This is a genomic window from Bacillus sp. PK3_68 (assembly GCF_003600835.1).
GTDB lineage: Bacteria > Bacillota > Bacilli > Bacillales > Domibacillaceae > Pseudobacillus.
This window is the reverse complement of record NZ_NQYC01000001.1, coordinates 1,272,672-1,285,223: the sequence shown is the minus strand read 5'-3', so window position 1 is coordinate 1,285,223 and position 12,552 is coordinate 1,272,672. Positions and strand designations below refer to the sequence as shown.

At 43.2% G+C, this 12,552-nt stretch carries 9 protein-coding genes and 1 other annotated feature; of the genes, 8 read left to right on the top strand and 1 reads right to left on the bottom strand.

Annotation, left to right across the window (positions count from 1 at the left end; all coding sequences use genetic code 11):
* Positions 1-137 precede the first annotated feature (137 nt).
* From CJ483_RS06745 to dtd, 6 genes are all read left to right on the top strand, one after another.
* Positions 138-1,046: a cation diffusion facilitator family transporter gene (locus CJ483_RS06745; protein WP_120033330.1), complete on the top strand. Its 909-nt coding sequence runs from the start codon at positions 138-140 to the stop codon at positions 1,044-1,046.
* A gap of 19 nt (positions 1,047-1,065) precedes the next feature.
* A complete protein-coding gene (locus CJ483_RS06740; protein WP_120033327.1) occupies positions 1,066-1,395 on the top strand; it encodes a LapA family protein in 330 nt (109 codons plus the stop codon).
* Between the two features lie 128 nt (positions 1,396-1,523).
* The gene (recJ, locus tag CJ483_RS06735; protein WP_120033323.1) at positions 1,524-3,890 is read left to right on the top strand and encodes a single-stranded-DNA-specific exonuclease RecJ; all 2,367 of its coding nucleotides are present in this window, start codon (positions 1,524-1,526) and stop codon (positions 3,888-3,890) included.
* Complete coding sequence (locus CJ483_RS06730) at positions 3,881-4,396, top strand: adenine phosphoribosyltransferase (protein WP_120033320.1); 516 nt, start codon at positions 3,881-3,883, stop codon at positions 4,394-4,396. Before recJ ends, CJ483_RS06730 begins: the two co-directional genes overlap by 10 nt.
* 237 nt (positions 4,397-4,633) lie before the next feature.
* The gene (locus tag CJ483_RS06725; protein ID WP_120033317.1) at positions 4,634-6,829 is read left to right on the top strand and encodes a RelA/SpoT family protein; all 2,196 of its coding nucleotides are present in this window, start codon (positions 4,634-4,636) and stop codon (positions 6,827-6,829) included.
* A gap of 13 nt (positions 6,830-6,842) precedes the next feature.
* On the top strand, positions 6,843-7,283 hold the full coding sequence (gene dtd, locus CJ483_RS06720; protein ID WP_120033314.1) for a D-aminoacyl-tRNA deacylase: 441 nt from the start codon (positions 6,843-6,845) through the stop codon (positions 7,281-7,283).
* 200 nt (positions 7,284-7,483) lie between these two features.
* On the opposite strand, the gene CJ483_RS06715 is transcribed toward dtd, so the two are convergent.
* Positions 7,484-8,818: an N-acetylmuramoyl-L-alanine amidase family protein gene (locus CJ483_RS06715; RefSeq protein ID WP_120033311.1), complete on the bottom strand. Its 1,335-nt coding sequence runs from the start codon at positions 8,816-8,818 to the stop codon at positions 7,484-7,486.
* A 319-nt stretch (positions 8,819-9,137) separates the two neighbouring features.
* Positions 9,138-9,368 (top strand) — a binding site (T-box leader).
* 68 nt (positions 9,369-9,436) lie between these two features.
* Between CJ483_RS06715 and hisS the strand changes: the two genes are divergently transcribed.
* Both hisS and aspS read left to right on the top strand, forming a co-directional pair.
* Positions 9,437-10,714 (top strand): histidine--tRNA ligase, encoded by a 1,278-nt coding sequence (gene hisS / locus CJ483_RS06710; RefSeq protein WP_120033308.1) that lies wholly within the window; start codon positions 9,437-9,439, stop codon positions 10,712-10,714.
* Positions 10,714-12,489 carry an aspartate--tRNA ligase gene (gene aspS / locus CJ483_RS06705; protein ID WP_120033305.1) on the top strand — a complete coding sequence of 592 codons (1,776 nt, stop codon included), beginning with the start codon at positions 10,714-10,716 and terminating at the stop codon, positions 12,487-12,489. The genes hisS and aspS overlap by 1 nt, the downstream gene beginning before the upstream one ends.
* Positions 12,490-12,552: the final 63 nt, after the last annotated feature.

The following is a 12,552-nucleotide window of genomic DNA, read 5'->3' as shown; positions in this document are numbered from 1 at the left end:
AAGCCCTCTGTCATCTACTCTTATGTAAATGACAGAGGGCTTTTTCTGTAAGATAATCAATCGGACGGCTGTCCCTTTTCATGAATCCTCTGCTGATTGTTCATAATAATAGCAGAGGAAATGGAGGAGGCCGTTAGATGGAGAAAGAGGAAAGATTTAAAAAAGCAGAATTTGCAGCAGTGGTTGGAATCGTCGGGAATATTTTTTTGGCTGTTCTTAAGGGAGTATGCGGAGTGATCGGCCACAGCCGGGCGCTGATTGCAGATGCTGCACACTCAGCATCCGATGTGGCTGGCTCACTCGCTGTATGGGTTGGCTTAAGAGCGGCTAAACGCCCACCTGATGAAGATCATCCCTATGGGCATGGCAAAGCAGAATCGATTTCAGCTATTGTTGTTGCTGTACTGCTCGTTCTTGTCGGAATCGAGATTGGCATTTCGTCAGTCAAAGCATTTTTTCACAACATCGAGCCTCCCAAGGCCATTGCTATTTATGCCGTTCTCTTTTCTATTCTTGTGAAAGAGGCGATGTTTCAATACAAGTACCGGTTGGGAAAAAGGTTAAAGAGCAATGCGCTAATTGCGAACGCGTATGAACACCGTTCGGATGTGTACTCTTCTATAGCTGCACTGATTGGTATTGGGGCCGCGATGCTAGGTGGGAAGCTCGGAATAGAATGGCTTGTTTATGGTGATCCAGTTGCGGGGCTTCTTGTTTCGGTGCTTGTGTTGAAGATTGCTTGGACGGTCGGAAGCGAGTCGATACACAACACAATGGACCATGTTCTTCATGAGGAGAATACAGGCTCATTTAGAGAGGCCGTCTTATCTGTTCCTGATGTGCGAAAGATTAATTCTCTTTACGCACGGGAACACGGCCATTATGTAATTATAGATTTGAAAATATCCGTGGACCCTTTAATGACCGTAGAAGAAGGGCATAGTGTCGGAAAGCAAGTAAAGCAGAAGCTGCTGGCACTTCCTGACGTTCAGGACGCTTTCATTCATATAAACCCCGACCAATCGCGCTTCAAGGAAGAGAGTTAGCTGAAAAGGAGGAATAAAGATGAAGATGCAATCGGCTTTGCTACTCGTGATTCTTTTTGCTTTGGTTGTTGCAGTGTTTGCTGTCATTAACGTTAATCCGGTGGAAGTAAATTATGTATTTGGACAGTCGGAATGGCCGCTTGTCCTTGTCATCATAGTTTCGGTATTAATGGGAGGAGTAGTTTCAGGAGCGTTCAGTCTGTTTCGTACAATCGGCTTGAGGCGGCAAAACGATGTGCTTATTCATCAAATTGAAAAACTAAAACAGGAACTTCACGATTTAAAGCTGGAGAGACGGGAAAAGAGCCAAGCTGATTCAATCAAACGAATAGCTCCTGATGGAAAATAAGCAGGGATCCTCTCCATACAAGGTGTTCTAGAAGATTTGCTCTAGAACGCTTTTTTTTATGAAAATAAACACCTGCATTGAATCCCTATTTTTACTCTTGTATAATAGTAGGGCTAAGGGGTGACGGTATGTTAAAATCAAAAACCCGCTGGATTGTTCAGAAGACAGATGAACAAGTGAGGGATCAACTGATGGAACAATTGGGAATTAGCCCATTGTTGGCCTCCTTGTTGATCAATCGCGGTATAACTGAGACAGATGCAGCGCGGAGTTTTTTATACGATAAAGGGCATGAATTTCACGATCCATTTTTGTTCGATGGAATGAGAACAGCGATTGAGCGAATTTATCGGGCGATTGAAAATGAAGAGCCCATTTTAGTATTTGGAGATTATGATGCAGACGGAGTAAGCAGCACGTCTGTTATGATGACGGCTTTAACGGATTTGGGGGCAAAAGTAGATTTCTATATTCCAAATCGCTTTACCGAAGGATATGGGCCAAATGAGTCAGCTTTTCGTTTGGCAAAGGAACAGGGGTATCAGCTAATCATTACTGTAGATACGGGTATTGCTGCAGTGAATGAAGCAGCTGTAGCCGCTGAGCTTAGCATGGATTTAATTATTACTGATCACCACGAGCCGGGACCAGAGCTTCCGCAGGCGCTGGCTATTATTCATCCGAATCTGCCAGGAGGAAGCTATCCATTTCCTTATTTAGCAGGCGTTGGAGTAGCCTTTAAGGTGGCTCATGCGTTGTATGGCCATGTGCCGGAACATCTATTGGACCTGGCTGCTATTGGGACAATTGCAGATCTTGTGCCTTTAAAGGGAGAGAATCGAACCATCGCCAAAGCGGGAATAAAAAAGCTTCAGCAGGCATCGCGTCCAGGAATTGAATCGCTTTTACAGCTAACATCTACAAAGCCAGAAGCGGTAGATGAGGAAACAGTGGGCTTTATGATTGCTCCTCGCATCAATGCCGCCGGCCGTCTCGCTGATGCAGCGCCGGCTGTTGATTTACTGCTCACAAAAGATCGGGCAGAGGCGAGTGAACTTGCCCAGGAAATTGACGCCATGAACAAAGAACGGCAAACGATTGTTTCAGAGATTGCAAAGGAAGCAATTGAGACAGTACAGGCCCACTATCCCCCAGAAAAATATCCTGTTATTGTTGTAGGCAAAGAAAATTGGAATGCTGGTGTGATCGGCATTGTGGCATCGAGACTAGTAGATACATTCTACCGGCCGGCTATTGTGCTTAGTTTTGATCCAGAAACGAATAAGGCAAAGGGATCAGCAAGAAGTATTCCAGGCTTTGATCTCTTCAAGAATTTGTCCGAGTGCCGGGAATTGCTTCCTCATTTTGGTGGGCACCCAATGGCAGCTGGCATGACGCTGGAATTGTCTGATGTTGATGAGCTGAGAGAGCGTCTTTGCTCACTCGCTAGCGAGCAGCTATCTGCCGAAGACCTGGTTCCTGTTACGGAGCTTGATGCAGTGGTGCCGCTAGCACAGGTGAATTTGTCTGTAATTGAAGAATTGAATATGTTGGCACCTTATGGAATGGGCAACCCCAAACCACAAGTACTGATCGAGAAAGTGGAATTTTCCACTATTCGTAAGATTGGATCCGATAAGACACATTTGAAGCTTCAGCTTGAAGACCCTGCCGGTTCGCTGGATAGCATTGGTTTTGGCCTGGGCCAATATGCTGATCATATTGCTCCTTTTTCAAAAGTATCAGCTATTGGAGAATTAGCAGTTAATGAGTGGAACAATATCCGAAAGCCGCAATTGTTTCTAAAAGATCTTCGTGTGGACGATTGGCAATTATTTGACGTCAGAGGTCATCGGCAGCTTGAAAGGTGGATAAGCCAAGTGCCGGATGACCGCTTGTTGGTTACATTTAAAGAGGAAACAGCAGCCGAATTAAATTTAGGCAAATTTGCTGGAGAAACTGTATATGTCAATGGGCAGGAAGCCGCTTTACAATTGTCCATTGACAAGCAAAACATTGTGCTGGTTGACTTGCCCCCGACGAGAGAAGTAGTGGAAGCACTCCTGCAAACAGGCTGCCCGGAACGCATCTATGCTCACTTCTATCAAAAGGACAGTCACTTCTTCAGCACGATGCCGACGAGGGAACATTTTAAATGGCTATACGCTTTTTTATTAAAAAGAAAAAGCTTTGATTTAACTAAACAAGGAGACCAGCTTGCCCAGCATCGCGGGTGGTCGCGGGAAACGATTGACTTTATGTCAAAAGTGTTTTTTGAGCTTGACTTTGTTACAATAAGTGAAGGAGTCATTCATTTGAATGAACAGGCTCCTAAACGAGATTTGAATGAATCTCGAACCTATCAAAATAAGAAAATGCAATTTGAACTGGAGAATCAGCTGCTCTATTCTTCATGCCAGGAATTAAAGGACTGGCTGGATAAGCATGTGAATGCCCCTGTTGATAATGAGGAGGAAGTTGAATCATGGATTTAAAGCCGTATATTAAAATTGTACCGGATTGGCCAAAGCCGGGCATTAAGTTTAAAGATATTACGCCATTAATGGACAACGGAGAGGCTTTTCGCTATGCGACAGATCAAATTGTCGAATATGCTAAAGAGAGAGAGATTGATCTAATTGTCGGTCCTGAAGCCCGTGGATTTATTGTCGGCTGTCCAGTCGCTTATGCGCTGGGTGTCGGTTTTGCTCCTGTGCGCAAAGAAGGAAAACTTCCGCGTGAAACAGTGAAGGTAACCTATGGAAAGGAATACGGGGATGACGTTTTGACCATTCATAAAGACGCGGTGAAGCCGGGCCAGCGTGTATTAATTACAGATGACTTGCTTGCTACAGGCGGTACGATTGAAGCTACCATTAAGCTTGTGGAACAGCTGGGTGGAATCGTGGCAGGTATTGCATTCTTAGTGGAGCTTTCTTACTTGAATGGACGCAGTAAATTGGACGGATATGATGTATTGACATTGATTCCTTATGAATAAAAGGAAAAACAGGCACTGATGACAGTGCCTGTTTTTTTATACTTTCTTTGCTAAAGAAGGGCAGTTTTAGAAAAAATCTGAAAATAACGTGAATATTTTCGACATTCTTTTTCATTTTCTTTAGAAAATGAGCAAGATATCTTTACATCTGCCTACTTTTTTTCGATAATAAGAACTATTAGTATCTTTTAGAGCAGAAACAAAAATATTTAATAGATGGCAAAGGTGAGTAAACATATGGCAAAAGATCGGGTATTGACTGCCGATGAAGTGATTGAGAAGGCGAGTGAATATTTAAACGCAGAACATGTCAAGCTCGTAGAAAAAGCTTATCAATACGCTAAGGAAGCGCATAAGGACCAGTACCGTAAATCAGGGGAGCCTTACATCATCCACCCGATTCAGGTAGCAGGAATACTGGCAGATTTAGAAATGGATCCGGCCACTGTAGCAGCCGGTTTTTTGCATGATGTCGTTGAAGATACAGACATAACGTTGGCAGACATGGAAGAAGCCTTCGGCAAAGAAGTGGCCATGCTCGTAGATGGGGTAACAAAGCTAGGAAAGATTAAATATAAATCTAAAGAAGAGCAGCAGGCGGAAAATCATCGGAAAATGTTTGTAGCAATGGCGCAGGATATCCGGGTTATTTTAATTAAACTGGCAGACCGTCTGCATAATATGCGGACACTAAAGCACTTGCCTCATGAAAAACAGCGGCGCATTGCCAATGAAACACTTGAAATCTTCGCACCGCTGGCTCACCGTTTAGGAATATCAAAAATTAAATGGGAATTAGAAGATATTGCTTTACGTTATTTAAATCCGCAGCAATATTATCGAATTGTTAATTTAATGAAGCGTAAACGGGCGGAACGTGAGCAATACTTGGATGAAGTGATTAATGATGTAAAGACGCGTTTGGACGAGATTTCGATTAAGGCCGAGCTATCTGGGCGGCCAAAGCATATTTACAGCATTTATCGTAAAATGGTGCTTCAACATAAGCAATTCAATGAAATTTATGATTTGCTAGCTGTTCGGGTTATTGTTGACAGTATTAAAGACTGCTATGCAGTATTAGGAATTATTCATACTTGCTGGAAGCCAATGCCGGGTCGATTTAAAGATTATATTGCTATGCCGAAAACGAATATGTATCAGTCTCTTCATACGACGGTCATCGGTCCAAAAGGAGATCCGCTTGAAGTGCAGATCCGCACGAAGGATATGCATCATATCGCTGAGTACGGGGTGGCTGCTCATTGGGCATATAAAGAAGGCAAGACGGTTGATGAAAAAGCTTCATTCGACAAAAAGATGTCCTGGTTCCGGGAAATTATGGAGTATCAAAATGATTCTGCGGATGCAGAAGAATTCATGGAATCATTAAAGATTGACTTTTTTTCCGATATGGTCTTTATTTTCACACCAAAGGGAGATGTCATTGAGCTTCCAAAGGGCTCGGTCCCTCTTGATTTTGCTTATCGCATTCATTCCGAAATTGGCAACAAAACCATCGGTGCAAAAGTGAATGGAAAGATGGTTACTCTCGATTATAAGCTTCAAACAGGAGATATCGTCGAGATTTTAACATCTAAGCATTCATACGGCCCAAGTAAAGACTGGTTGAAAATGGCTCAGACCTCACAGGCGAAAAATAAGATTAAACAATTTTTCAAAAAGCAAAACCGCGAAGAAAATGTAATTAAAGGCCGGGAACAAGTTGAGAAAGAAATTAAAAACATGGATTTCGATGTGAAGGAAGTCCTCACTCCTGACAATGTGAAGCGTGTGGCAGAGAAGTTTAATTTTGCCAATGAAGAAGATATGTATGCAGCTGTTGGATACAATGGGATCACCGCTTTGCAAGTGGTTAACCGCCTGACCGAAAAATTGCGGAAAATGAGAGACCAGGAGGCGATCGTTGAAGAAACGTTAAAAGATTTAAAGCCCGTTTCCTCCCCGTCTCATCCAAAGAAAAATTCCGGAGTGACAGTGAAAGGCATTGATAATCTTCTTATCCGTTTGTCTCGCTGTTGTAATCCTGTTCCTGGAGATGACATCGTTGGTTATATTACGAAAGGACGCGGTGTTTCTGTGCACCGAGCTGATTGTCCGAACGTCAATGATGAAGAATCGACAGACCGTCTGATCGAAGTAGAATGGGAAGGCGGCGCGGCTGATCAAAAAGAGTATACGGTTGAGATTGAAATTTCAGGATATGATCGTCAAGGATTATTGAATGAGGTGCTGCAAGCGGTCAGCGAAACGAAAACGAATATTTCCACTGTTTCGGGGAGATCGGACCGCAATAAAGTGGCAAAGATTGATATGGCCATTTATATTCGCAACATTAGTCACCTGCATAAAGTAGTGGAACGGATTAAGCAAATACCAGATATTTATTCGGTACACAGAATTTTAAATTAAGGGTGTTTTAACAATGAAAGTTGTTTTGCAAAGAAGTAAAGAAGCATCGGTTACTGTAGAAGGAGAAGTGGTAGGCCGCATTGATAGCGGCCTCGTGCTTCTTGTTGGTGTGACTCATGAAGACGGGGAAGCAGAAGCGGCTTATTTGGCAGAAAAAATTGTCCACTTAAGAATTTTTGAGGATGAAGAAGGAAAGATGAATCGTTCACTGCTTGATGAAGGCGGTGCCATTTTATCTGTTTCTCAATTCACCTTGTATGGCGATTGCCGTAAAGGGCGCCGTCCCAACTTTATGAGCGCCGCTAAAGGAGAGCAAGCTGAGAAATTGTACGACCGATTCAATGAAATGCTGAGAGAAAAAGGTGTCCATGTTGAAACGGGGAAATTTGGTGCAATGATGGATGTGTCCCTTATTAATGACGGACCGGTCACATTTATATTAGAAAGCAACTAAAGCGGCTCTTTAGAGAGTCGCTTTTTCTCTTAGCAGGAAGACAAGAAGGTCGGTTGTCTTTCTACGAAATGAAGAGGTGCAGGCGCTTCAAGCGATAGCGTCCATAAAAACAAAGCGACCAGAGCGTCAATCCATGCTCCTTCGTAACAGAGCTAATAAAAAAACAGACGAATCCATTTTGGATTCGTCTGTTTTTCATATTAGTTATTAAAATAAGAGCTTAACCCATTATATACACCATTGGTAATTAATTCTTGATAAGGGCTTGTTACAACAGCCGAAGCCTCTCGTGGATTGCTTAAATAGCCAAGTTCCAGTAAAATGGCAGGCTGGCTGTTTTCACGTAAAACGTAATAGTCACCGTGACGGACACCACGATTTTTCATAGGAAGAGACTGTTCTAAATTACGGTTTACCTTTTTTGCAAGCTGTTTATGCCCATTGTGATAGTAATAGGTAGTAAAGCCGTTTGCTCCGTTATGGTGAGTGCTATCATAGTGAAGACTGATGAACGCATCAGCACGATGATATCTGGCCGTGGCCACCCGGGAAGGAAGAGAGATGTATTGATCATCCGATCGGGTTAAAATAACATTAGCCCCTGCCTGACGCAGCTTATGGTATAAGCGTTCCGCTGTTTTTAAGGTAATGAATTTCTCAAACGTTCCGTGCATACCCGTGGTCCCGGCATCGACACCGCCATGGCCCGGATCGAGAATGATGGTTTTCCCTCTTAACCCAGGTGTGCGGTCATCAACTGGCTCGGTTGAAGGCTCGTCCACGGCAGCCTTTCCATTGACTGACACCACCCAGCTCGCCACATAGGCTTTTTGGCCGCTGGAAAGACTAATTTTATACCAATCGCCAACCCGGGATTGAATAGGATAGCGTTCTCCTTGTGATCCTCTTGCCACGACAGAAGCAGATGTGCTGGCATCGGAACGAAGGTTGGTCCCATTATATAAAATAACGGCAAAACCGTCTGCTGGAGCCTCGCTGTTGTCCGCTGTTTGTTTCGTTTTATTCGAGATGCGGACAAATTGTCGACTTACCCAAGCTCTTTGTCCCTTGTAATGGATATGTACCCAATCATTTGTCACTTTTTCAACTGGTACTTGCTCGCCGATATGCAGCTTGCCAAGAACACCGGCTGATAGCGAAGGCTCGTTGCGTACGTTTAAATCATCAACGAGAACAGTCGCCGATCTCTCAGCTGTTGTACTTTTTACAATCCCTTGTTTGTCTTCTTGGACCGAAGTGCTGGCCCCTTTAACAATATAGCCAGCAACCCAGCCTTTTGTGCCGTTTGCAAGCTGAATTTGATACCAGTCATATTTTTCCTTTAATACTATGTACTTCTTGCCGCGCTCTGCTTGTCCCACCAGGCTGGCGGACATACTCGGCTCACTGCGAACATTTGCTTTGTTCACGGCAATTTCTACCTGTTGCGCCTCCTCTGCAAAAGTAGTGGCTGCAGGCAAAAGGCTCAATAGTAAAACAAATGCCATGATTAAACTGACTGTCTTTCTTTCCATAATCCACCGCCTTCAAAAAAGATAAATAAATTCACGTATTATTTTAGCATCTCTTTCACGATTTGGTGTTTCTTTCCGTGATTTTTCTAAAATTAAGAAAATGGTCCGTCTTTTCAGGATAAAACAGTCAAAAAGCTTTCTATATGCGGAAAGTTGTGAAAAAGAAACTTGAATGCTTCAGTAAAGTTTTTTATAATAGGAACATTGATATTGAAAAGCGGAAGGTGTACGTGTAGTACGGTTGGAGACTGTCTAGAGAAGTCTCCCGGGCCTTATCATACGCGTTAGTACCTGTTTGGCTGTTACTGACAATTGAATGATCAAACCAATGAGGGAGAAAAGTAATTACGGATCGCACGTCCAGAGAGGAATAGCCATGGCTGTAAGCTGTTCCCGCCAGCACCATAATGAAGGAACACTCCGGAGGTTTTTCCTTGAAAGAAAAGTTTTTTAGTAAGGGAAAACGCGACCAAGCGTTATCGGAAAAGTGAAAGCGACAAGTTCGCTTTAACTAGGGTGGTACCACGGGAATGAAACTCTCGTCCCTTATTTGGAGGGATGAAGAGTTTTTTTATTTGGAAAAAAACACCTGAAAATTGATTGAAGGAGGAAAAGGAAATGAGTGTAAATATTCCGCGCGGCACACAGGACATTTTGCCAGGAACGGTAGAGAAATGGCAGCAGCTTGAGAAGATTGCTACAGATATTTGCCGTAATTATCAATATAAAGAAATTCGGACGCCGATTTTTGAACACACAGAATTGTTTCAACGAAGTGTCGGTGATACAACAGACATCGTGCAAAAAGAAATGTATACATTTACTGATCGTGGCGACCGCAGCTTGACTCTTCGCCCGGAAGGAACAGCCGCTGTTGTTCGTTCGTTTGTGGAAAATAAAATGTTCGGTGACCCGAACCAACCGGTTAAATTATATTATAACGGACCAATGTTTCGCTATGAGCGTCCGCAGTCAGGACGATATCGTCAGTTTGTTCAGTTTGGTGTGGAAGCGATTGGCAGTGAAGATCCGGCGATTGATGCGGAAGTAATGGCGCTTGTTATGGACATTTATCAATCAGCAGGATTAAAGGACATTGAACTTGTCCTCAACTCCCTTGGCGATAAAGAGAGTCGAGTATCTCATAGAGAAGCGCTTATCCAACATTTCCAACCGCGGATTGGAGAGTTTTGTGAGGATTGTCAAAGCCGCTTAGAAAAAAACCCAATGCGTATCCTTGATTGTAAAAAAGACCGGGATCATGAATTAATGAAGTCAGCCCCATCTATTCTAGATTATTTAAATGAGTATTCCCGTACATATTTTGAAAAAGTGCAAAGCTATTTAACCGCTTTGGGCATCAATTTTACGATCGACCCCACCCTCGTTCGCGGCCTTGATTATTATAACCATACAGCTTTCGAAATCATGAGCCGGGCAAAGGGGTTTGGTGCCATTACAACTTTGTGCGGTGGCGGGCGTTACAACGGGCTCGTTAGTGAAATGGGCGGTCCGGACGTTCCTGGTATCGGTTTTGCTTTTAGTATGGAAAGGTTTCTAGCTGCCATGGAGGCAGAAGGGATCGAATGGACAGCTGACAACCGTCTCGATTGTTATGTTGCTTCTTTAGGAGAAGAAGCGAGAGATCATACGGTTAAATTGGTTCATGACTTGCGAAAAGCAGGAATAAAGGCGGAACGCGACTATCAAGACAGAAAAATGAAGGCTCAATTTAAAGCGGCCGACCGCTTAAATGCAAGGTTTGTGGCAATCTTAGGCGAAGATGAACTAAAGGAAAATAAAATCAATATAAAAGACATGGAAACTGGCGAGCAGCAAGAGATAACGCTTGACCAATTCGTTGAGACATTAAGAAAGAAAATGGAGGAAAAATAATGTTTGGCAGATCATATGAATGTGGAAAAATTTCAGAGCAGCAAATTGGTGAAAGCGTCACTTTAAAAGGATGGGTACAGCGCCGCAGAGATTTAGGCGGAGTCATTTTTATCGATCTTCGCGACCGCACAGGCATTGTACAAATCGTGTTTGATCCCGAAACATCTGCTGAAGCATTAGCTATAGCTGAAAAAGTACGTAATGAATATGTATTAGATATTCAAGGAACAGTCATCGCTCGTGACGAAAGTACAGTTAATGAAAACATTGCTACTGGAAAAGTTGAAATAAAAGTAAATGAAATAACGATTTTAAGCGAGGCGAAAACTCCTCCGTTCCCAATTGAAGATGCGACAGAAGTGTCTGAGGACATTCGCTTGAAATACCGCTACCTGGATTTACGTCGTCCAGTGATGTATGAAACATTTAAAATGCGCAGCGATGTGACAAAAGCAGTGCGTGATTATCTTGATGAAGAAGGATTTCTTGATGTAGAAACACCGATTTTGACAAAGAGCACACCAGAAGGAGCGCGTGATTATTTAGTGCCGAGCCGTGTCCACGGAGGAGAATTTTATGCGCTGCCACAATCACCACAGTTGTTCAAGCAGCTGCTGATGGTATCTGGATTTGACCGTTATTATCAAATTGCTCGCTGTTTCCGTGATGAAGATTTGCGAGCAGACCGTCAACCGGAATTTACACAAATCGATATTGAAGCAAGTTTTATGAGCCAGGAAGATATTATGGCTATGGCAGAAGAAATGCTGAAACGTGTGCTGAAGCGAGTAAAAGGCATTGAAATAACTGAGGCATTCCCGCGAATGACCTATGACGAGGCCATGAGTCGCTTTGGTTCCGATAAGCCGGATACACGCTTCGGTATGGAATTAGTCAATGTGTCTGAACAAGTAAAGGATTCAGGCTTTAAAGTGTTCGCTAGCGCTGTTGCCAGCGGTGGACAAGTTAAGCTCCTCAACGTTAAAAATGGTGGAACGATTTACTCTCGTAAAGATATTGATGCATTAACGGAGTTCGCTGCTATATACGGAGCAAAAGGGCTTGCCTGGATGAAAGTGGAAGAAGACGGCTTGAAGGGACCAATCGCTAAATTCTTCTCCGAGGAAGAACAAAATGGTTTAATCTCTTCTGCAGAAGCGGCTGCAGGCGACTTATTGCTATTTGTGGCAGATAAAAAATCGATCGTAGCCGACGCCCTTGGCGCTCTTCGTTTAAAGCTTGGAAAGGATCTTGGCTTAATCGATGAAAATAAATTTAATTTCCTGTGGGTGACAGATTGGCCGCTTCTTGAGTATGATGAGGACGCAAAGCGTTATTTTGCTGCTCATCATCCATTTACAATGCCAGTTCGTGAAGACTTGCCACTCCTAAATGATGAACCGGAAAAAGTACGAGCACAAGCTTATGATATTGTTTTAAATGGGTATGAGCTTGGCGGCGGTTCTATTCGGATATTCGAGCGTGATATCCAGGAAAAAATGTTTGAAGTGCTTGGCTTTACGAAGGAAGAAGCAAGAGAGCAATTTAGTTTCTTGCTGGATGCGTTTGAGTATGGGACTCCTCCTCATGGCGGGATTGCTCTCGGACTTGATCGGATGGTTATGCTGCTTGCAGGGCGCACAAACTTACGCGACACGATTGCTTTCCCAAAAACAGCGAGTGCCAGCGATCTTTTAATGGATGCTCCGAGTGAAGTAAGCTCCGGCCAACTGGAGGAATTGCATTTAGCTATTCGTCAAACAGCGAAAAAGTGATTTTTAAATATTTAGACAATTGAAAGTTGAAAACATTATTTACGTATGTTATTATAATTTCAA